This window comes from Streptomyces sp. NBC_00385, assembly GCF_035917155.1.
Classification (GTDB): domain Bacteria; phylum Actinomycetota; class Actinomycetes; order Streptomycetales; family Streptomycetaceae; genus Streptomyces; species Streptomyces poriferorum.
In genome coordinates, this window is record NZ_CP107951.1 from 6,514,269 (window position 1) to 6,535,805 (window position 21,537).

Sequence of the window (21,537 nt, forward strand, 5' to 3'; positions counted from 1 at the left end):
ACGGGGTCACGGGGGAAGGTTCTCCGGCAGCACGGAAGGCGCCGGTCGGGCGGGGCTCGGGGGGATCGAGCTCCGTCCGACCGGCGCCTTCGTGCGTTCGGGACCCTCGCGGGGCCGGGGTCAGCGCCCGCTGACCCGTCCGTGCAGCAGCAGGGACAGTGCGGAGTGCACGTCGTCGATCGACCGCTCCGGCTGGAACGCCTGCCAGTCCAGCGCCGCCACCAGCACCATGCCGACCAGGGCGGCCGCTGTCAGCGGGATGTCGATCTCCTCGCTGAGCTCGCCGCCCGCGACGCCTTCCCTGAGCACGCCCTCGACCACGGCGACGGCCTCCTGGCGCACCACCAGCAAGGTGGCCTGCCAGGCGCGGTTGGTGCGCCACAGCTCGGCCACGTACAGCTGGGTGAAGGCCGGGTAGCGGTCGATGAAGACCAGACCGGCGCGGATCATGGCGTCCAGTGCCTCGACCCGGCTGCCGCCGCGCTCGTCGGTCTCCTCCGCCGCCGTGCGCAGCGAGGAGGTGAGCAGCCCGACGCCGTGGCGCAACAGCTCCTCGAAGAGCTCGGTCTTGCTCTTGAAGTTGTAGTACACCGTGCCCTTGGCGACCCCGGCACGGTCGGCGATCTCGTCCACCGTGGTCGCCGAGAACCCCTTCTCGGCAATGAGGGTCACGGCCGCTTCGTAGAGCTTCTGCCGGGTGGCCTGGCGGCGTGTGGCGCTACTGCTTTCCATGCTCCTGATTCTCACAGGTCCCGGAGCGCTCACAGACTCAGCTCCGGATGCAGCCGGTCCAGGGTCCACACCTGCTTGCGGCGCGCGGACACGGCCGTCAGCGCGAGCGCCCCGGCGGTGAAGGCCAGCAGCACCGCACAGCCCTGCCACACCGGGCCGAGCCCGCCGCCCGTGATCAGCCGGCGCAGGCCCTCGACGATGTAACTCATCGGCAGGTACGGATGGATCGCGTTGAAGAAACCCGGACTCGTCTGTACGGGGTACGTGCCGCCGGCCGAGGTCAGCTGGAGCATCAGCACCGCGAGGACGAGAATGCGGCCGGCCGCCCCGAACCGGGCGTTCAGCCACTGCACGATCGCGCCGAAGCAGCAGGTGACCAGGGCCAGGAAGCCGATGGTCCCGGCGGCGTGTGCCATCTGCAGGCCGAGCCCCCAGTGCAGTACGGACATCAGCGCGGCCACCTGGAGGAGACCGATCGCGGCCACCGGCAGCCAGCCCGCGAAGGCGATCCGCCAGGCGGGTGCCCCGGCGGCCAGGGCCCGCCGGTTCAGCGGCTGGATGAGCATGTACGCCACCATCGCGCCGACCCACAGGGAGAGCGGGATGAAGTAGGGGGCGAAGCCGGTGCCGTAGTTGGGAGCCGCGTGCAGTGACTGCGATGCCAGCTGCACGGGGTCGGCCATGACCTCGGTGCGGGCGTCGCGGTCCTTCTTGTCGTAGTCCGGGATCTCGCCGGCCCCGTCGTCGAGCCCCTTGGCCAGCGTGGCCGAACCGTCGCCGAGGCGGGTCAGGCCGCTGTCGAGACTCGTCGCGCCCTTCTTGAGGTCTCCGACTCCGGTGTTCAGCTCGGCGGAGCCCGTCCTGGCCGTGGCCAGCCCGGTGTGCAACTGGTCCGCGCCCTTGGCGACCTTGTGGGCGCCGGTGTTGAGCGCGTTGATCTTCTTGACCGCGCTCTCCAGGTCCACGTCCAGACGCGGCGAGCGCCCGGCGAGGGCGTCCGCCTGCTTCTGCAGGGTGGTCAGCTGCCCGCGGAGCGCCTTGAGGTCCCCGTTCTGGTTCCTGACCAGGACGTTGACGTCGTCGGCCACGGCGGCGACATCGGCTGCCGCCGTCACGGCCCGCTTCAGCGGCGCGCAGACGGCTGTATCGGGGAGCGGCTGCTCCTCGCACCGGGTGCGGTGGACCTCGGCGAGGTCGTCGGAGGCCGCGTGGGCTGCCGTGGCGGCGGTGGGCGCCGCCTTCACCAGCAGGTCGAGGTTGTCCCGTACGGTCTGCGAGGAGTCGGCGACGAGGCGGGCCGTGTCGCCGATCGCCTTGCCGTTGTCCTTCAGGAACGGGCGGACGTCGGCGGCCACCCCGTTGACCTTGTCGGCGAGCAGCTGGGTGCCGTCCGCGACCTGGCGCGAGCCGGTCTCCAGATCGCCCGCGCCCTTGTCCAGCCGCACGATGCCGGTGGCCAGCCGGCCGCTGCCGGCCTTCGCGTCCTTCAGCCCGTCCGCGAGGTCCTTCGAGCCCTTCTTCGCCTTGCCGATCCCGGTCTCGAGGTCGGCGGCGCCCTTGGCCGCCTTCGCCGTCGCGTCGTGCAGATCGGAGAAGTTGATGAAGATCCGGTCGAGGAAACCCCGGGAGGCGTTGGCCGACGCGGCGGTACGGACCTCGGAGAACACCGTCCGGGAGATCTGGCCGACGATGTAGTTGTTGGCGTCATTGGTGCGCACCTGGAGCGCGCCCGTCTCGGGGGAGTCGCCGGCGCTGGAGGCGATGCGCCTGCTGAAGTCCGCGGGCATGGTCAGCGAGAGGTAGTACGTGCCGTCCTCGACGCCCTGGCCGGCCTCGGCGGCGCTCACCTCGTGCCACTCGAAGACCTTGGAGTCGAGGAGCCTGCCGGTGATCTCGTCCCCGGCCGCGATGCGCTCGCCCGAGGCGGTGGCGCCCTTGTCGTCGTTGACCAGGGCGACCGGGATGCGGTCCAGGCGGCCGTAGGGGTCCCAGAAGGACCACAGGTACAGGGCGCCGTAGAGGAGGGGCAGCAGCAGGAGCGCGGCCAGTGCGGCGCGCGGCAGCTTCCCCCTGCCGAAGCGCCGGAGCTCAAGCGCGGCCAGTCTCGGCGAACGCATCGGCCGTCCCTTCGTCGAGTGCGGGGGCCGCCGGTGGCGTGGGCTCCCCGGTGGTGGCGGCGGTGTCCGTGGCCCCGGTCGCGCGGGTGCGTACGGTGACGGCGTCCCCGGGGGCCTGGCTGCACACGGCCAGCACGGTCGTGCCGTCGGTGGCGAGGCGGCGCAGCAGTTCCCAGGCCTCGGCGCGTTCCGCGTCGGACAGCTTGAGGTCGGTGTCGTCCACCGCGAGCAGGCGCGGGCGGCCGATCAGGGCGAGGGCGAGGGAGAGCCGCAGTGCCTCCAGCCGTTCCAGATCCCTTACGGAGGTCCGCCCGGCCTTGGGCAGGGTGGCGGTGTCGAGTCCGGCCGCCTCGAGGGCGGTGTCGATCCGGGCCCCGGCCGTGGCGACGCGCTCGCGGCGCGGCCGCAGCAGGGCGCGCGGCGAGCCGTCGAAGCGGCGCTGCAACAGGGCACGTTCACGCAGATGTTCGGCGACCGTGAACGCCGGGTCGAGCTCGCTGACCCCGGGCACCGGGCCCAGGGCCGCGACCCTGCGTACGGCGGCGGCCCGGCGCGGCAGGCGCAGGCCGCCGGTCGCGGCGTCGCCCTCGGTGGGGCGCATCCGGCCGGTGAGGGCGAGCAGCAGGCAGGTGCGGCCCGAGCCGGACGGGCCCTCGATCGCGATCAGGGACCCGGGGGCGGCGTTGAACGTCACGCCCCGGAAAGCCCATCCGCGCGGCCCCTTGAGGCCGAGGCCCTCGGCGGTGACAGCTGCCCCGTGCGGGCTGTTCACAGACCCTCCCCTGTCCTTCTTCCGGACTTTCTTTGAACTGACCAGTCAGTACAAAAAGGTAGCCCGAACTTGCAATCGAGGCAAAAGGCCAGGTCAGCGGTGGATTCGGATCGATTGTCAGTGGGGGCCGTCACGATGGATACAGACGGCCACGAAGCCGTTACGAGACAGGAGGTTCTGTCATGGCCCACTCGTCCGCAGCAGCCGCCCCGCGACGCCGCGCAGACGGCCCTGCCCCCTCACCGACCGGCCCGGCGCACGACGTCCACCCCGTACTCCGGCGCACCACGGCGCCGCCCGCCGCCCTCGATCTCCTCGCCCAGGCCCGCGCCGGCCTCGAAGAGGCAGCTGTTCTCGATGTGCCGAACGAGCGCTACGCCACCGCCCATCTCGCCGCGCTGCGCACCGCGGCCGCGGTCCTTGCCGTCCGCGGGCGCCCCGAGACCTCCCCGCGGCGGCGGGAGCGGATCCGCAGTGCCTGGGAGGTCCTGCCGGAGATCGCCCCCGAGCTCACCGAATGGAGCGCGCTCTTCGCCTCCGGCGCCCCCCGCCGGGCCCGGGCGGAAGCGGGTATACCCGGCGCGGCCGGCCGGCGCGACGCGGACGACCTGCTGCGCGACGCGGCGATGTTCCTTCGCCTGGTGGAGCGGCTGCTGGTGCTTCAGCCGGTCCTTCCGCAACCCCGTGCGGAGCGGTCCGATGCGGGATGACGGCGACGGCGGCGCGAGGCAATAGGGTGGACGGGACCTATCACCTGCGCTGTTCACGCTCCGCCCTCAGCGGCGGCACCGTGCCGAGGAGTCAACTGCCGTGTCGGACCAGCTGCGCCCCCGTGCCTCCCTCCGTACCGCTGTGGTCTGGGAGGTCCTCAAAGACGCTCTCGACAGCCAGGTCAAGGCGACCGGCAGGGACGCCCTGGACGTACTGGACACGGGTGGCGGTACGGGCAACTTCGCCGTTCCCGTCGCACGCCTGGGCCACCGGGTCACCGTCGTCGACCCGAGCCCCAACGCGTTGTTCGCGCTGGAGCGCCGTGCCGCCGAGGCCGGGGTCGCCGACCGGGTCAACGGTGTCCAGGGAGACATCCTCGGCCTGTTCGACGTGGTCGGCCGCGGTGGATACGACGCCGTGCTCTGCCACGGAGTCCTGGAGTACGTGGACGACCCCGCCGAGGGCGTGCGGCACGCGGTGGAGGCACTCCGCCCGTCCGGAGCGCTCAGCCTGCTCGCCGCCGGACTCGGTGGCGCGGTCCTGGCGCGGGCGCTCGCCGGCCACTTCACCGAGGCGCAGCACGCGCTCACCGACCCGGACGGCCGATGGGGCGAGGGCGACCCTGTGCCCCGGCGTTACACGGCGGAGCAGCTCACCGAGCTCGTCGAGGGCGCGGACGTCGAGGTCGGCGCGGTCCACGGGGTACGTGTCTTCGCCGACCTGGTGCCGGGGGTCCTGGTGGACACCGAGCCCGGTGCGATGGAGGCCCTGCTCAAGCTGGAGACGGCGGCCGCCGAGCTGTCCGCGTTCCACTCGGTGGCCACCCAGCTGCACGTCCTGGGCACCAAGCGGGCCTGAGGGGCCGTCCCGCCACCGGCCGGATCCCGACGGCAGCGTGGCTGATCAGCAACGCAGCTGCAGACGGAGTACGCCCCAGCAGCCCCGATCAGGGCCTTGGCCCCGTATGATCGGGGGACACCATCCGGCATGACGGATCGGAGGTTGGGGAATCAACGCCTCAGCAGCTGAGCCGTCGTGGCGGCCCGGACTGGCTGATTGGCAATGAGGGCGGGTTTCACGGGGGCGATTCCCTGCCTATCCTGGAAGGGCCGCATACCGGCCGCCCCCCGCGGCCGACGACGAGGAGGACTCCGTGCCGCTCTCGGAGCACGAGCAGCGAATGCTCGAGCAAATGGAGCGAGCGCTGTACGCCGAAGATCCCAAGTTCGCGACAGCGCTCGAGGGAAGTGGGCTGCGTACATACACCCGGCGACGGGTCTACCAGGCAGTTGCTGGCTTCCTGGTGGGAATCGCGCTCCTCATGGCCGGAATGGTCGCCCAGCAGATCTGGATCAGCGTGGTGGGGTTCCTCGTCATGCTGGGCTGCGCGGTGCTCGCGGTGACGGGTTGGCGCAAGGCGCCGAAACCGGGCGAGCAGCAGGCAGTCCGCGCGGGTGGCGCGGAGCCGCGCCGACAGCCCAAACAGCGCAGGTCCGTGATGAACCGGATCGAACAGCGGTGGCAGCGCCGCCGTGATGAGCAGGGCCAGTAAGCGCTCGGAACACTTATGGGTGAGGGGCGGTCGCATTTCTGCGACCGCCCCTCACACGTGTGTCCGGACGGAGGCCCGCAGAGCCGGCGCCCGGGCCTGATGCCTTCGGGCTCGATGCGGCTCGATGCCCCGGTCCGACCCGCAGGACGGGCCTGGTACTCAGGGCCTGATACCCCGGTCGGCCCCGCACGACAGGCCTGATGTTCAGGGCCTCGGGACCGGTCGGCCCCGCACGACAGGCCTGATGTTCAGGGCCTCGGAACATCGTCTTTCCCGCAGGAAAGACCTGATACCCAGGGTTTCGGACCCCGAGCAGATCCGCAGAACGGGCCTGCCCGGGGCCGTTGCGCGTCAGCCCTGCTGGCGGGACGGGCGACGGAGCCACGCAGGCCGCTGGGGAGCCCTCCATCGGCCTGCCAGAGCCGCCCGGCGCTCCGAGACCGCCCACACCACCCGTACGGCCGAGCGCGGTGCCACTACCGCGCGGAACCGGGCGAACCGGCCGACGGAGTCCCGCAGGCCCGCCCGTACCGCCTGCGTATCCTCCGCGAGCCCCGACACCGGCCCGGGCTCCGGCGCGTAGAGCACCTGCTCCACCGCGCCCGCCACCCGGTGCACCGCCTCGGCCACCTCCGCGTCCAGCTCTCCCGCCCGCACCACCCGGGCCGCGGCCTTCCGCGGGGTCAGCGACTCGTCCGGCTCTATGCCGTGGTCCCACGCGGTGTCGGTGATCTCCTGCCAGGCCGCCAGCGTTCTCGCGGTCGCGTCCGCCGGGGTGCGCCCGGTGGAGGAGCCAAGCCGCCGGGCCCGTACCCGCATGCGCCAGAACATGGGCAGCAGCGGGAGCATCAGCACGAGGACGGCCGCCAGGACCACTCCGAGCACGGTGCCCGCCGACGTCCCCGTATCCGTGGGCGCGGTGGCACCCGGAAGGGCCGAGCTGCCGCACGCGCCCTGTCCGCCCGTCCGAGCCGGGCAGCTCTCCGAGGCGGACGGTGCGACCGGCACCGCTGCCGACGCCTCCGTCTCCGGCCGGGCCGGATCGGCGGAGTCACCGGAAGGGGTGTCCGGCAGGGTGTACGACGGCAGTGAGCCACGTGTCGGCGTGGGCTCGAAGCGGGTCCACCCGATGCCCTCGAAATACAGCTCCGGCCAGGCATGCGCATCACGCAGACCGACCGACATCGAACCGTCCGACTGGGCCGTGCCGGGCGTGAAGCCGACGGCGACCCGCGCCGGGATGCCCAGCGTCCGGGCCATCGCCGCCATGGTGAACGAGAAGTGGACGCAAAAGCCCCGCCGGTCCTTCAGGAAGCGGCCGATCGCCGCGCTGCCGGTACCCGAGTTCACCGAGGTGTCGTACGTGAAGCCGCCCTCGGAGGCGAAGTAGTTCTGCAGTTTCACCGCCTGCTCGTAGGAGTTGGCGGAGCCCTTCGTGACCTCTTCGGCCGTCTCCCGGACCACCTTGGGCAACGAACCGGGCACCCGGGTGTACTCGCGGAGCAGGGCTGCCGGAACCTCGCCCGCGCTCGCGAGCTGCCCGGCCGTCGGCTGCACGATCAGGCTGGAGACCCCGTACTGCGCACCGCCGGTCGTCTCCCCGTCGTCCCCGACCAGGGTGCGGCCCTCGGGCTCGAACCGCCAGCGCCCGTCGACCCTCACCTCGGTCGCCGGGTAGGGGAGCGGCAGATAGGTCTGCTTGTACGAAGGCGACGCGGAGATGTTCGTACTGATCTCCGTCACGGCGACGTCCGGCGACAGACCGGGCGGGTTCGGGAGCCGTTTCGGTACGTCCTTCAGCCGGCGGGTCGAGGCCCGCCATTCGCTCCCGTTGAACTGGTCCAGGGCCAGGATGCGGAGGTAGAAGTCCTGCGCACCGGTCGAGTTGGTGCGGTACGACATCACCTCCCGGTTCTCCGGCTGGTTGAGGTCGTTCTGCAGGGAGACCAGCGGGTTCACGGCGGAGATGGTGCCGCCACCGCTCCCCTTGCCGTTGCCGCCTCCCGTACCGGCCAGCAGCCCGCCGTCGAGCGCGGGCAGGGCCGCGGGCACGACCAGTGCGATGCCCAGGGCGAACGCGCCGATGCGACGCCCGGTGCGCACCGGGGCGACCGCCCCGCCGCCCGAGGCACCGATGCCGGAGGAATGGCCCCGGGCCGCGGCCGCTCCGGCGAAGACCCGCCCCCACTGGGAGAGCCGGTCACGCCCCTCGGCCAGCAGGAGGAGCAGATAGCCGCAGGCGGCCAGCAGGAACCACAGCCAGTCCGCGCCGCCGTCGGAAAGACCGGCGGCGACGGAGTAGAGGGCCAGCAGGGGCAGCCCGGCCGGCGCGGCGCTGCGGAACGTGACCGCCAGCGCGTCCACCGCGAGCCCGATCAGCAGCACACCGCCCACCAGCATCAGCCGGATGCCCGCCGTGTCCGGTGCCGGGATCGCGTACCGCCCGACGTCGTCCGCACCCACGGTCAGCAGGTCGGCGAGCCGCTGCACCGACTGCGGGCCGGGCACGAAGCCCGCCAGCGCCTCCTGACGGGCGAACGCCACGGTCAGCAGCACCACCAGGACCAGGGCCTGAGCGGCGACGGTCGCCGCCCGCGGCAGCGGCACCCGCCGGCCGAGCGCGCCCACGCCGCACTGGATGGCCAGCAGGAACGCGGCCTGCACGATCCAGGCGTAGGGGTCGACCAGCGGCAGCATCGAACAAGCCGCCATCAGCGTCGCCGCATAGGCGCACAGCGCCAGCCGACCACGACCGCTCATGACCGTCCTCTCATGACCAACCACCGGAGAATCCCGTCGTGCCGCCACTCGTGCCGCCCATCGCGGCGGACCCGGTCAGCGAGCCCTGATGGCTCGCCTGCTGCCACAGCCGGGCCAGATCCGTGCCCGGTCCGACCGGCACCGCTGTCCATCCCGACTCGCGCAGCAGCCGGAGCCGCTGCTCGCGGGCCGCGTCGGAGGCGGGTGATGCGTCGTGCACCCAGGCGGCGCTGTCCAGGACGAAGGCGACGGCCCCGCCGCCGCGCTGTCGCATGCGGGCCGCCACCGCGGCCTGTTCGTCGTCCAGATCGCCGAGGAAGGCGATCAGCAGGCCCTCGTCGCCGCCGCGGAGCACGTCGTACGCACGGGCGAGACCGTCGCCGTCGGAGTGGTCGACGACGGCGAGGGTGTCCATCATCAGTCCGGCCGAGTCGGCCGAGTCCTGGGTGGAGCCCGAGAAGCCGCTCGCGCCCGGTACCTCCGTGCCGTCGTCCGTCACCAGCCGGACCGCGAAACCGCGTTCCAGCATGTGCACCAGCGCGGACGCCGCGCCGGAGACGGCCCACTCGAACGCCGAGTCGGGCCCCGTGCCCTGGAAGGCGATCCGGCGCGTGTCCAGCAGCACCGTGCATCTGGCCCGCTGCGGCTGCTCCTCGCGGCGCACCATCAGCTCGCCGTAGCGCGCGGTGGAGCGCCAGTGGACACGGCGGAGATCGTCGCCGTGCCGGTAGCCGCGCGGGATGATGTCGTCCTCACCCGCCAGCGCCAGCGAGCGCTGCCGTCCCTCGCCGTAACCGGAGGCCTCGCCCGCCAGCCGCACCGGGGGCAGTGGTTCGGTCCGCGGGATGACGACGAGCGTGTCGTACGCGCTGAACGAACGTGTGAGCTCGCACATCCCGAACGGATCGCTCAGCCGCAGTTGCAGGGGACCGAGCGGGTAGCGCCCGCGCAGATCCGACCGCACCCGGTACGACACCTCGCGCCGGCCGCCCGCCTCCACCCGGTCCAGGACGAACCGGGGCCGGGGCCCGAGCACGTACGGCACCCGGTCCTGGAGCATGAGCAGACCCGTGGGCAGCCGCGAGACGTTGTCCATGCGCAGATGGACCCGCGCCTCGGAGCCCGCGGGCACCCGGGACGGGGAGAGCCTGCGGGTGCCGGCGACCTGGTAGCGGGTCCGGAACAGAGCCGTCACACAGACCAGCGGCAGCACGGCGAGCAGCAGGCCGACCCGCAGGAGATCCCCCTGGCCCAGCACGTAGGCGCAGACCGCGGCGGCCACCCCGGCCGCGAGGAACGACCTGCCACGGGTGGTCAGGCCGCCCAGGGCGGCCCGCAGACCGCCCTTGTCGTCGCTGTCGTCCATCGCGGGCGGCCCCCCGGCGGCCATCAGAGCCGCCGCGCGCCGGGCTGCTGCCGGCCGCCGTACACCGCGCCCGGCTGGTGCTGGGGCGCAGGGACGGCCGCCCCGCCCGACGCGGTCGGCACGGGCGTCTGCTGAAGGATCTCCAGGACCACCTGTTCGGCGGTGCGGCGGTTCAGCTGGGCCTGTGCGGTGGGCAGCAGCCGGTGGGCGAGCACGGCGACGGCGAGGGCCTGCACATCGTCCGGCAGGCAGTAGTCCCGCCCGCTCAGCGCCGCCGAGGCCTTGGCCGCGCGCAGCAGGTGCAGGGTGGCACGCGGCGATGCGCCGAGCCTGAGGTCGGGGTGGTTCCGGGTGGCCCCGACGAGCTGCACCGCGTACCGCCGGACGGCTTCGGCGACGTGGACCGCGCGCACCGCCTCGATCAGCTTGACGATGTCGTGGGCGTGCGCCACCGGCTGGAGGTCGTCCAGCGGTGAGACACCGCCGTGCACGTCGAGCATCTGCAGTTCTGCCTCGGCGCTGGGATAGCCGATCGACACCCTGGCCATGAACCGGTCGCGCTGGGCCTCGGGCAGCGGATACGTGCCCTCCATCTCCACCGGGTTCTGGGTGGCCACGACCATGAAGGGGTCGGGCAGCTCGTAGGTGTGCCCGTCGATGGTGACCTGGCGCTCCTCCATCGACTCCAGCAGCGCGGACTGGGTCTTGGGCGAGGCGCGGTTGATCTCGTCGCCGATCACGATCTGGGCGAAGATCGCGCCCGGTTTGAACTCGAAGTCGCGGCGCTGCTGATCGAAGATGGACACACCTGTGATGTCCGAGGGCAGCAGGTCCGGTGTGAACTGGATGCGTCGCACCGAGCAGTCGATGGACCGTGCCAGCGCCTTGGCCAGCATGGTCTTGCCCACGCCGGGGACGTCCTCGATCAGGAGGTGCCCCTCCGCGAGCAGCACGGTCAGCGAAAGGCGTACGACCTCGGGCTTGCCCTCGATCACACCTTCCACCGACCTGCGTACCCGCTCCGCTGTGGTGGTCAGATCTGTGAGGCTCGCTCGATCGTCATAGGTCGTCACCCGGCCCTCCTCGGCCCTGCCCCACGCTCCCCAGGAGCACAGGATTCCCCAGTCACGGGCCGGCGCCCTTGTGCGGCCCGGCCCACCCCGAATTGCGGACACCGCGCCGGACAGGGTCCGGCGGGGTGTCACACCCGCATTCTTGTTGCCGTTACCGCTTCGTGTCACTCGCCTGTGGATAACCGGGGCCGAAATGTCGGGTCGATGGGGATTTTCGCTGCCGGAACGTGCCCGTCCGGCTCCCTCGGGCCGGGAAAGTCAGGAAACCGGAAGGATCTCGCGCAGCAGACCGGTGGTCACGTCGAAGACGAATCCGCGCACGTCGTCGGTGTGCAGCAGGAACGGGGAGGTGCGGACCCGCTGCATCGACTGCCGCACGTCCTGGTCGGCGTCACTGTAGGCCTCGACCGCCCAGGCCGGCCGCTGGCCGACCTCCATCTCCAGCTCCCGGCGGAACTCCTCGGTGATCGACTCCATGCCGCAGTTGGTGTGGTGGATCAGCACCACGCTGCGCGTGCCGAGGGCCCGCTGGCTGATCGACAGCGAGCGGATGACGTCGTCGGTGACCACGCCGCCGGCGTTGCGGATGGTGTGACAGTCCCCGAGCGCCAGACCGAGCGCCTTGTGCAGGTCGAGCCGGGCGTCCATGCAGGCGACGACGGCGACGCGCAGCACGGGCTTCGCGTCCATGCCGGGGTCGCTGAACTCGGAGGCGTACTGGACGTTCGCCTCGACCAGGCGGTCGGTGACGGTGCCGCCGGTGCGGGCCTGGTCCGTGGCAGGGGAGTGCGCAGAAGTCGACATGAACTAGACGTTAGCTCTCGCCGGTGCCGTCGGCGTGGTGTCGAAGCGGACAAAGAACGTCAACGACGCTTGTTGTGAGGTAACCCACAAGCCTCACAGTCGGTCACCCGGCCGGGTGAACAAAGCGAGGGCCGACGCGCTGTCGGGTTGATTGATCGGGAATCGATCGAATGGCAGGGTGGACTAAAGTGACGGGAAGTTACCGACACCCTGCACATTCCGATGTTTTCCCCGTGTGCGCGGCGTACGTACGGCCCGGCCCTCTCCCGCTCGCCGGTCGGCTGACGCCCCTTCCCCGGCGCCGGCGGACCTCCCCTTCGCGAGCGGGCGGGGACCAGGCCGTACGTGCAGCGCCCCGGGACCTGAGCCTGAGAGGGCGCATGAGCCAGACCCGACACGTCCCGGTGATGCTCCAGCGGTGCCTGGACCTGTTGGCCCCGGCTCTGGAGGCCCCCGGCCCGCAGCCGCCCGTGGTCGTCGACTGCACCCTGGGCCTCGGCGGACACAGCGAGGCGCTGCTCTCCGCCTTCCCCACCGCCCGGCTGATCGCGCTCGACCGGGACAAGGAGGCACTGCGGCTCTCCGGCGAGCGGCTCGCCCCGTACGGCGACCGCGCCACGCTGGTGCACGCCGTCTACGACGAACTGCCCGAGGTGCTCGACCGGCTCGGCGTCCCCAAGGTCCAGGGCGTCCTGTTCGACCTCGGCGTCTCCTCCATGCAACTGGACGAGGCCGACCGCGGATTCGCGTACGCCCAGGACGCCCCGCTCGACATGCGGATGGACCAGACGACCGGCATCGGCGCGGCCGAGGTGCTCAACACCTACCCGCCGGGCGAGCTGGTCAGGATCCTGCGCGCGTACGGCGAGGAGAAGCAGGCCAAACGGATCGTCTCCGCCGTCGTACGCGAACGCGAGAAGGAGCCGTTCAGCAACAGCGCACGGCTCGTCGAGCTGATCCGTGACTCGCTGCCGCAGGCCGCCAAGCGCACGGGCGGCAACCCGGCCAAGCGCACCTTCCAGGCGCTGCGCATCGAGGTCAACGGCGAGCTCACCGTGCTGGAGCGGGCGATCCCGGCCGCGGTGCGGAGCCTCGCCGTCGGTGGACGCATCGCCGTCCTCTCGTACCACTCGCTCGAGGACCGTCTGGTCAAGCAGGTGCTCGCGGCGGGTGCCGCGAACACCGCACCGCCCGGGCTGCCGGTCGTCCCCGAGCGCTATCAGCCACGGCTCAAGCTGCTGACCCGCGGCGCCGAACTGCCCACCGAGGAGGAGGTCGCCGAGAACCGGCGCGCCGCCCCCGCCCGGCTCCGCGGCGCCCAGCGCATCCGCGAGGAGGAGCGATGAGCAGCCGGTACCCGGAGTCCTCGCGGACCCGGCCCGGGGACGGAGCGGCGCGGTGAGCAACGCGGCCGGCGGGCTGAAGGGACGCGCCGCGAGGCTCAGCCGGCTGATGCCGGCCGGGCCGAGCAACGCGGCCCGGACCCCCTTCGTCCTGCTGGTCGTCCTGCTCCTGGGCGGCGGCCTGATCACCCTGCTGCTGCTGAACTCCGCGCTCAACGAAGGATCGTTCCGGCTGAGCGAGCTGAAGAAGCGGACCACGGACCTCACCGACGACCAGCAGGCCCTCCAGCGGGACGTCGACAGCGCCTCCGAACCGGACGCCCTGGCGCGGCGCGCACGGGAACTGGGCATGGTCCCGGGCGGCAGCCCCGCCTTCCTCGGCCCGAACGGCCAGGTCCGCGGCGTACCCTCCGCCGCCAGTGCCGCGCCCACCACCGCGGTGCCGAAGCCCGAAGCCCCCGAACCGCCCCCCGCAGCCGCCTCGTCGCCCTCGCCCTCCTCCTTGCCCCGCTCCACCCCCTCGCCCTCCGCGGCGGGCACACCGGCGGCGAAGCCCGGCGCCTCCGCGACGGCGACCGGCACCGCGCAGGCGAAGCCGAGCGCCTCCGCGAACGCGCGTACCCCGGCAGAACAGACCTCCACGAGCCCCGGCAGGTGACGCAGTGCCCTCCCAGGAACCACCGCGCCGGCGGGTACCCGGCCCCGCGCGCCCGCGTAACGCGGCGGGCCGCTCCGGCCGCCCCCGGCCCGCCGCCCGCCCCGAGCCGCGACGACGGCCCCCGTCCGCGGCGCCGCGCGGACGGAGCCCGCGCTCCCGCTCCGGCCGGCCGCTGCGCCTCGGCAGCCCACGGCCGCGGCTGCGACTGGTCAGCCTGGCTCTGACCCTGGTCATGATCGCGTTCGTCGTCCGGCTGCTCCAGGTGCAGGCCGTCGACGCCAACGCGTACGCGGCCAAGGCGGAGAAGAACCGCTACCTCAGCTACACCGTCGCCGCCGAGCGCGGCGAGATCACCGACCGCGGCGGCATCGCGCTGGCCACCAGCGTCGACGCGTACGACATCACCGCCGACCCCAAGATGTTCACTCCCGAGGACAGCAAGGCACCCGACGCACCCCAGCAGGCGGCCGCCCTCCTCGCGCCGATCCTCGGCGTCGACGCGGCCGAACTGACCAGGAAGCTGTCCAAGCCCAAGAGCCGGTACACGGTGCTGGCCCGCAGGCAGACCCCGCAGGTCTGGACGCAGATCAAGGACCTCAAGTCCGTCTTCGCCGAGAAGGCACAGAAGGACAAGGCGGCCGGAGGCCCCGGTGCCAATGTGCTGGCCGGAGTCTTCCAGGAGTCGACCACCAAGCGCGTCTACCCCAACGGCGGCCTCGCCGCCGGGATACTCGGTTACGTCAACGCCGAGGGCAAGGGCGCGGGCGGCCTCGAATCGCAGCTGGACAAGGAGCTCGCGGGCGAGGACGGCACGATCAAGTACGCCCAGTCCGGCGGTCGCCGGGTGCCCACCGCGGGCACCAAGGAGGTACCCGCCGTCGCCGGCTCCGACATCGAGCTGACCATCGACCGCGACATCCAGTGGGCGGCCCAGAAGGCCATCTCCGACCAGGTGGCGAAGTCCAAGGCCGACCGCGGCTACGTCGTCGTGCAGAACACCCGCACCGGCGAGGTCCTCGCCATGGCCAACGCGCCGGGCTTCGACCCCAACGACCTCTCGCAGGCCGACGCCGCCTCGCTGGGCAACGCGGCCCTCCAGGACGTGTACGAGCCCGGCTCCACCAGCAAGGTCATGTCGATGGCCGCCGTACTGGAGGAGGGTGTCGCCACCCCGGGCACCCATGTCACGGTCCCCAACCGCCTGCACCGCGGTGACCGGCTCTTCAAGGACGACATCGACCACCCGACCTGGTACCTCACGCTCAACGGCGTACTCGCCAAGTCCAGCAACATCGGCACCATCCTGGCCACCGGACAGCTGGGGAAGACCCAGGCCGCGTCCAACAAGGTGCTCTACGACTACCTGCGCAAATTCGGCATCGGCTCACCGACCGGACTCGGCTACCCGGGTGAGACCGCCGGCATCCTCGCCAAGCCGCAGGACTGGTCGACGTCGCAGCAGTACACGATCCCGTTCGGCCAGGGCCTCTCGCTCAACGCCATGCAGGCCGCCTCGATCTACTCGACGATCGCCAACGGAGGGGTCCGCGTCGCACCGACCCTCGTGCGCGGCACCAAGGGCGCCGACGGCCGCTTCACCCCTGCCGAGGCACCCGAACAGACCAGGGTGGTCAGCGAGAAGACGGCCAGGACACTGGCCAGCATGCTGGAGTCGGTCGTCGGTGACGAGGAGGGCACCGGAACGAAGGCCAAGATCCCCGGCTACCGCGTCGCGGGCAAGACCGGTACGGCCAACCGAGTCGACCCGGTACGCGGCGGCTACCACGGCTACACCGCCTCCTTCGCCGGTTTCGCCCCCGCCGACAACCCTCAGATCACCGTCTACTGCGCCATCCAGAACCCCACCAAGGGCAGCTACTTCGGCGGCCAGATCTGCGGACCCATCTACAAGCAGGTCATGGAATTCGCGCTGAAGACGCTGCAGACCGCACCCTCCGGCAGCGAGCCGGCCCGGCTGCCGGTGTCCTTCAAACCCGGCGAGTGAACTCGGGGAGACCCTCAGTGACAACCATCACCCCCGATCCAGGGAACCGGAACGGGAACCACCGCACCCCCGCCCCCTCACTTCGCGAGAGGCCGGGTGTGCCCGGTACGCTCACCGCCGTGCCCCACGCTGAACAGTCCCGAACCACCCCGAAGGACGCCCCTGTGAACTACCCGGGAGCGCCCCGCCCGGATCGGCTGCGGCCGACCTCCCTGGTCACGCTGGCAGCCCGGCTGGGAGTCGAACCGCCGGGCAAGGGCGAAGTCACCGGCATCACCCACGACTCCCGGGCCGTGCGACCCGGGGACGTCTACGCGGCCCTGCCCGGTGCCCGTCTGCACGGTGCCGACTTCACCGCCCAGGCCGCCGGTCTCGGTGCCGCCGCGATCCTCACCGACCCGGCGGGCGCCGAACGCGCCGCCGCCACCGGACTCCCGGTGCTGGTCGTCGAGGACCCGCGGGGCCGGATGGGCGAACTCGCCGCCGAGATCTACGGCCACCCCGGTGCCGGCCTGCTCCAGATCGGCATCACCGGCACCTCCGGCAAGACCACGACGGCCTACCTCGTCGAGGGCGGCTTCCGCGGTGCCGGACGCGCCACCGGTCTCATCGGCACCGTGGAGATGCGGATCGGCGACGAGCGCATCAAGTCCGAACGCACCACGCCCGAAGCCACCGATCTGCAGGCCCTGTTCGCCGTCATGCGCGAACGCGGCGCGGACGCGGTGACGATGGAGGTCTCCAGCCACGCACTGGTGCTCGGCCGGGTCGACGGCTGCGTCTTCGACGTCGCGGTCTTCAACAACCTCAGCCCGGAGCACATGGAGTTCCACTCCGGCATGGAGGACTACTTCCAGGCCAAGGCGCGGCTGTTCACCCCGCAGCGCAGCAGGCAGGGCGTCGTCAACTACGACGACGAGTACGGCCGCAGGCTGATCACCGAGGCCTCCGTCCCGGTCACCACCTTCTCCGCCGAGGGCCACCCGGACGCCGACTGGCGCGCCGAGGACGTCGAGGTGGGCCAGCTCGGCTCCACCTTCACCGTCGTCGGGCCCAAGGACGAGCGGGCCGCCGCCGAGGCGCCGCTGCCCGGCCCGTTCAACGTCGCCAACACCCTCGCCGCGATCGTCACCCTCGCCGTCGCGGGCATCGACCTCCAGACCGCCGCCGACGGCGTCGCCGCGGTGCCCGGGGTGCCCGGCCGGCTGGAACGGGTCGACGCCGGACAGCCGTACCTCGCACTCGTCGACTACGCGCACAAGACCGACGCCGTCGAGTCGGTGCTGCGCTCCCTGCAGAAGGTCACCGAGGGCAAACTGCACATCGTCCTCGGCTGCGGCGGCGACCGCGACACCACCAAACGCGGCCCGATGGGCGCCGCCGCGGCCCGGCTCGCCGACACCGCCGTACTGACCTCGGACAACCCCCGCTCCGAGGACCCCCTCGGCATCCTCGCCGCCATGCTCGCGGGCGCCGCCGAAGTGCCCGTGCACGAACGCGGTGACGTCCTGGTCGACGCCGACCGGGCCGCCGCCATCGCGGCCGCCGTCGGACGCGCCGGCCCCGGGGACACCGTGCTGATCGCCGGCAAGGGCCACGAGCAGGGCCAGGACGTCCACGGAGTGGTGCGCCCCTTCGACGACCGGGTGGTCCTGCGCACGGCCATCGAGCGGTCCCTGGGACACGAGAACGCCACCCACCGTGCACCCACCCACGAGAACAACAGTCAGGGATGACCAAGTGATCGCCCTTTCCCTCGCCGAGATCGCCGAAATCGTCGGCGGGCAGTCGTACGACATACCGGATCCGGCCGTAACCGTCAGCGGGCCCGTCGTCATCGACTCCCGGGAGGTGAAGCAAGGCAGCCTCTTCGTCGCTTTCGCCGGCGAACGTGTCGACGGCCACGACTACGCGCGGCGCGCCGTCGAGGCGGGCGCGGCAGTCGTCCTGGCCGCCCGCCCCGTCGGCGTTCCCGCGATCGTCGTCGACGACGTGGTGGCGGCGCTCGGCGCGCTCGCCCGCGCCGTCGTCGGCCGCCTCGGCACCACCGTCGTCGCCCTCACCGGATCCGCCGGCAAGACCTCCACCAAGGACCTGATCGCCCAGCTCCTGGAGCGCAAGGGCCCCACCGTCTACCCGGCGGGCAACCTCAACAACGAGATCGGTCTGCCGCTCACCGCACTGCGTGCCACCGAGGAGACCCAGCACCTGGTCCTCGAGATGGGTGCCCGCTACATCGGCGACATCTGCTACCTCACCGGCCTCGTCCCGCCGCGGATCGGCCTCGTCCTCAACGTCGGCAGCGCGCACATCGGCGAGTTCGGCGGGAAGGAGCAGATCGCCCGGGCCAAGGGCGAGATGGTCGAGTCCCTCCCCGAGGACGGCCTCGCCGTCCTCAACGCCGACGACCCGCTCGTCCGCGCCATGATCTCCCGGACCAAGGCCCGGGTACTGCTCTTCGGTGAAGCCGCGGATGCGGACGTACGGGGTGAGAACGTCCGTCTCACCGAGGACGGCCGCCCCTCGTTCAGGCTTCACACACCCACCGGGTGCAGTGATGTGACCATGCGCCTGTACGGTGAGCATCACGTGTCGAACGCGCTCGCCGCGGCCGCCGTCGCCCATGAGCTGGGCCTGTCCGCAGACGAGATCGCCGTGGCGCTCTCCGAGTCGGGCACCCTCTCCCGCTGGCGCATGGAGGTCACCGAGCGTCCGGACGGCGTGACGTTCGTCAATGACGCCTACAACGCCAACCCCGAATCCATGAAGGCCGCGCTGCGCGCGCTGGCCGCCATGGGGAAGGGGCGTCGTACGTGGGCGGTGCTCGGCCAGATGGCCGAGCTCGGCGACGCCTCGCTCACCGAGCACGACGCGGTCGGACGGCTTGTCGTCCGGCTCAACGTCAGCAAGCTCGTCGCGGTCGGGGGCAGAGAAGCCTCCTGGCTGCAACTGGGCGCATACAACGAGGGTTCGTGGGGTGAGGAGTCGGTGCATGTGTCCGACGCACAGGCTGCCGTCGACCTGTTGCGCAGTGAACTGCGCCCGGGAGACGTCGTGCTGGTGAAGGCGTCCCGGTCGGTCGGCCTGGAGCAGGTCGTTACGGCACTGCTGGAGAACGCGACCGAGGGCGAGGTCGCCGGCCGATGAGGCAGATCCTCTTCGCGGGGGCCATCGGGCTCTTCCTGACCCTGGTCGGTACCCCGCTGCTGATCAAGCTGCTGGCCCGCAAGGGATACGGGCAGTTCATCCGGGACGACGGCCCGCGCAGCCACGGATCGAAGAAGGGCACGCCCACCATGGGCGGCATCGCCTTCATCCTGGCGACGATCATCGCGTACGTCCTGGCCAAGGTGATCACCGGCGAGGACATGCGCTTCTCCGGTGTGCTGGTCCTCTTCCTGATGGCCGGCATGGGGCTCGTCGGCTTCCTCGACGACTACATCAAGATCGTCAAGCAGCGTTCGCTGGGTCTGCGGGCCAAGGCCAAGATGGCCGGCCAGCTGATCGTCGGCATCGCCTTCGCGGTGCTCTCGCTCCAGTTCGCCGACGCCCGCGGCAACACCCCGGCCTCCGACAAGCTCTCGTTCGTCGAGGACTTCGGCTGGTCGATCGGCCCGGTGCTCTTCGTGCTCTGGGCGCTCTTCATGATTCTCGCCATGTCCAACGGCGTGAACCTGACGGACGGTCTGGACGGCCTGGCCACCGGCGCGTCGGTGATGGTCTTCGGCGCGTACACCTTCATCGGGCTCTGGCAGTTCCAGGAGTCCTGCGCCAACGCGGCCACCCTCACCAACCCGAGCGCCTGCTTCGAGGTACGAGATCCGCTCGACCTCGCGGTCGTCGCCTCCGCCCTCATGGGTTCCTGCTTCGGCTTCCTGTGGTGGAACACCTCGCCCGCCAAGATCTTCATGGGTGACACCGGTTCGCTGGCCCTCGGCGGCGCGCTCGCCGGACTGGCGATCTGCTCCCGCACCGAGTTCCTGATGGCGGTGCTCGGCGGCCTCTTCGTGATGATCACGATGTCCGTCGTCATCCAGGTCGGCTCGTTCAAGATGACCGGCAAGCGCGTCTTCCGGATGGCACCGCTCCAGCACCACTTCGAACTCAAGGGGTGGTCCGAAGTCCTTGTCGTGGTCCGCTTCTGGATCATCCAGGGCATGTGCGTGATCGTCGGCCTCGGCCTCTTCTACGCAGGATGGGCAGCCAAGAAGTGAGCAACGTGGACTGGCAGGGCAAGCACGTCACGGTCGCCGGTCTCGGAGTCTCCGGGATCCCGGCGGCCCGGGTCCTGCACGGCCTCGGCGCCGTCGTCACCGTCGTCAACGACGGGGACGACGAGCGCTCCCGCGGCCAGGCCGCGGAGCTGGAGGCGCAGGGCATCACCGTGCGCCTCGGCGACGGGGCCACCCTGCCGAAGTCCACCGAGCTCATCGTCACCACCCCCGGCTGGAAGCCCGACAAGCCGCTCTTCACCGCGGCCGCCGAGGCGGGCGTCCCGGTCTGGGGCGACGTCGAACTCGCCTGGCGGCTGCGCGGACGGGACGGCCGGGAACCAGCACCCTGGCTCGCGGTCACCGGCACCAACGGCAAGACCACGACCGTACGGATGCTCGCCTCGATCCTGGAGGCCGCCGGGCTGCGCACCGCCGCCGTGGGCAACATCGGGGTCTCGCTCCTGGACGCGGTCCTCGGCGAGGAGACGTACGACGTCCTGGCCGTCGAGCTCTCCAGCTATCAGCTGCACTGGTCGCCCTCGCTGCGCGCCCACTCCGCGGCCGTCCTCAACCTGGCCCCCGACCACCTCGACTGGCACGGCTCCATGGAGGCGTACGTCGCCGACAAGGGCCGGATCTACGAGGGCAACACCGTCGCCTGCGTCTACAACGTGGCGGACGCCGCCACCGAGGACCTGGTGCGCGAGGCGGACGTCGAGGAGGGCTGCCGGGCGATCGGCTTCACCCTCGGCACTCCCGGGCCCTCCCAGCTCGGGGTCGTCGACGGCATCCTCGTCGACCGCGCCTTCGTGACGAACCGGCAGAAGCAGGCGCAGGAGCTCGCCGAGGTCGCGGACGTGAACCCGCCCGCCCCGCACAACATCGCCAACGCCCTCGCGGCCGCGGCGCTGGCCCGCGCCTTCGGTGTTGAGCCCGCCGCCGTCCGCGACGGGCTGCGCGCCTTCCGCCCCGACCCGCACCGCATCGAGCACGTCGCGGACGTCGCCGGGGTGGCGTACATCGACGACTCCAAGGCCACCAACACCCACGCCGCCGAGGCCTCCCTGGCCGCCTACGACCCGATCGTCTGGATCGCCGGGGGACTGGCCAAGGGCGCCACCTTCGACGAGTTGGTGACCGGGTGCGCGGGGCGTCTGCGGGGCGTCGTGCTGATGGGCGCCGACCGGGCCCTCATCCGCGAAGCCCTCGCGCGACACGCGCCCGAGGTCCCGGTGACCGACCTCGACCGGACCGACACTGGGGCGATGTCGGAGGCGGTCCGCGAGGCGGCACGGCTCGCCCGGCCGGGAGACACCGTACTGATGGCTCCCGCCTGCGCCTCGATGGACATGTTCGTCAATTACAACAAGCGGGGCGAGGCCTTCGCGGACGCCGTCCGCACGCTCGCCGCCGAGAGCGCCTGACGGGCC

The 21,537-nt window shown here is 71.7% G+C and carries 17 protein-coding genes; 10 read left to right on the forward strand and 7 right to left on the reverse strand.

Annotation, left to right across the window (positions count from 1 at the left end; translation table 11 throughout):
* Positions 1-120: 120 nt before the first annotated feature.
* The 3 genes from OG959_RS29075 to OG959_RS29085 are packed head-to-tail and all read right to left on the reverse strand — an operon-like array spanning position 121 to position 3,621.
* The gene (locus OG959_RS29075) at positions 121-732 is read right to left on the reverse strand and encodes a TetR/AcrR family transcriptional regulator (RefSeq protein WP_326663224.1); all 612 of its coding nucleotides are present in this window, start codon (positions 730-732) and stop codon (positions 121-123) included.
* Between the two features lie 29 nt (positions 733-761).
* Positions 762-2,849 (reverse strand): YhgE/Pip domain-containing protein, encoded by a 2,088-nt coding sequence (locus OG959_RS29080; RefSeq protein ID WP_326663226.1) that lies wholly within the window; start codon positions 2,847-2,849, stop codon positions 762-764.
* Positions 2,821-3,621: an ATP-binding cassette domain-containing protein gene (locus tag OG959_RS29085; RefSeq protein WP_326663228.1), complete on the reverse strand. Its 801-nt coding sequence runs from the start codon at positions 3,619-3,621 to the stop codon at positions 2,821-2,823. The genes OG959_RS29080 and OG959_RS29085 overlap by 29 nt, the downstream gene beginning before the upstream one ends.
* 182 nt (positions 3,622-3,803) lie before the next feature.
* Here OG959_RS29085 and OG959_RS29090 point away from each other — a divergent pair, with 182 nt between their 5' ends.
* The 3 genes from OG959_RS29090 to OG959_RS29100 all read left to right on the forward strand — a co-directional run bounded on the left by OG959_RS29090 (position 3,804) and on the right by OG959_RS29100 (position 5,884).
* Positions 3,804-4,331, forward strand: a complete 528-nt coding sequence (locus OG959_RS29090; RefSeq protein ID WP_326663230.1) for an SAV_6107 family HEPN domain-containing protein — start codon at positions 3,804-3,806, stop codon at positions 4,329-4,331.
* A gap of 100 nt (positions 4,332-4,431) precedes the next feature.
* Complete coding sequence (locus OG959_RS29095; protein WP_326663232.1) at positions 4,432-5,190, forward strand: methyltransferase; 759 nt, start codon at positions 4,432-4,434, stop codon at positions 5,188-5,190.
* Between the two features lie 295 nt (positions 5,191-5,485).
* Positions 5,486-5,884, forward strand: coding sequence for a DUF3040 domain-containing protein (locus OG959_RS29100; protein WP_148017729.1), 399 nt, complete (start codon positions 5,486-5,488; stop codon positions 5,882-5,884).
* Positions 5,885-6,235: 351 nt separating this feature from the next.
* Here the strand turns inward: OG959_RS29100 and OG959_RS29105 are convergent, their stop codons facing one another.
* The 4 genes from OG959_RS29105 to OG959_RS29120 all read right to left on the reverse strand — a co-directional run bounded on the left by OG959_RS29105 (position 6,236) and on the right by OG959_RS29120 (position 11,887).
* Positions 6,236-8,644 carry a DUF3488 and transglutaminase-like domain-containing protein gene (locus tag OG959_RS29105; protein WP_326663235.1) on the reverse strand — a complete coding sequence of 803 codons (2,409 nt, stop codon included), beginning with the start codon at positions 8,642-8,644 and terminating at the stop codon, positions 6,236-6,238.
* Between the two features lie 10 nt (positions 8,645-8,654).
* Positions 8,655-10,034 carry a DUF58 domain-containing protein gene (locus OG959_RS29110; protein ID WP_326663237.1) on the reverse strand — a complete coding sequence of 460 codons (1,380 nt, stop codon included), beginning with the start codon at positions 10,032-10,034 and terminating at the stop codon, positions 8,655-8,657.
* Positions 10,034-11,083 (reverse strand): AAA family ATPase, encoded by a 1,050-nt coding sequence (locus tag OG959_RS29115; RefSeq protein WP_326663239.1) that lies wholly within the window; start codon positions 11,081-11,083, stop codon positions 10,034-10,036. The genes OG959_RS29110 and OG959_RS29115 overlap by 1 nt, the downstream gene beginning before the upstream one ends.
* Before the next feature lie 258 nt (positions 11,084-11,341).
* Positions 11,342-11,887 carry a beta-class carbonic anhydrase gene (locus tag OG959_RS29120; RefSeq protein ID WP_326663241.1) on the reverse strand — a complete coding sequence of 182 codons (546 nt, stop codon included), beginning with the start codon at positions 11,885-11,887 and terminating at the stop codon, positions 11,342-11,344.
* Positions 11,888-12,267: 380 nt separating this feature from the next.
* Between OG959_RS29120 and rsmH the strand changes: the two genes are divergently transcribed.
* Genes rsmH through murD form a run of 7 tightly spaced genes read left to right on the forward strand, consistent with a single transcriptional unit; the run spans position 12,268 to position 21,531 of the window.
* Positions 12,268-13,233 carry a 16S rRNA (cytosine(1402)-N(4))-methyltransferase RsmH gene (rsmH, locus tag OG959_RS29125; RefSeq protein ID WP_326663242.1) on the forward strand — a complete coding sequence of 322 codons (966 nt, stop codon included), beginning with the start codon at positions 12,268-12,270 and terminating at the stop codon, positions 13,231-13,233.
* A gap of 52 nt (positions 13,234-13,285) precedes the next feature.
* Entirely contained in the window at positions 13,286-13,888 is a 603-nt protein-coding gene (locus tag OG959_RS29130) for a hypothetical protein (RefSeq protein ID WP_442805652.1), read from the forward strand.
* A 4-nt stretch (positions 13,889-13,892) separates the two neighbouring features.
* Positions 13,893-15,893 carry a peptidoglycan D,D-transpeptidase FtsI family protein gene (locus tag OG959_RS29135; RefSeq protein WP_326663244.1) on the forward strand — a complete coding sequence of 667 codons (2,001 nt, stop codon included), beginning with the start codon at positions 13,893-13,895 and terminating at the stop codon, positions 15,891-15,893.
* A gap of 17 nt (positions 15,894-15,910) precedes the next feature.
* Positions 15,911-17,629, forward strand: a complete 1,719-nt coding sequence (locus tag OG959_RS29140; RefSeq protein ID WP_326663246.1) for a UDP-N-acetylmuramoyl-L-alanyl-D-glutamate--2,6-diaminopimelate ligase — start codon at positions 15,911-15,913, stop codon at positions 17,627-17,629.
* Positions 17,630-17,633: 4 nt separating this feature from the next.
* On the forward strand, positions 17,634-19,040 hold the full coding sequence (locus OG959_RS29145; RefSeq protein WP_326663248.1) for a UDP-N-acetylmuramoyl-tripeptide--D-alanyl-D-alanine ligase: 1,407 nt from the start codon (positions 17,634-17,636) through the stop codon (positions 19,038-19,040).
* Positions 19,037-20,107, forward strand: coding sequence for a phospho-N-acetylmuramoyl-pentapeptide-transferase (gene mraY, locus OG959_RS29150; RefSeq protein ID WP_326663250.1), 1,071 nt, complete (start codon positions 19,037-19,039; stop codon positions 20,105-20,107). The genes OG959_RS29145 and mraY overlap by 4 nt, the downstream gene beginning before the upstream one ends.
* Positions 20,089-21,531, forward strand: coding sequence for a UDP-N-acetylmuramoyl-L-alanine--D-glutamate ligase (murD, locus tag OG959_RS29155; protein ID WP_326663252.1), 1,443 nt, complete (start codon positions 20,089-20,091; stop codon positions 21,529-21,531). Before mraY ends, murD begins: the two co-directional genes overlap by 19 nt.
* The last annotated feature ends 6 nt before the right edge of the window (positions 21,532-21,537 follow it).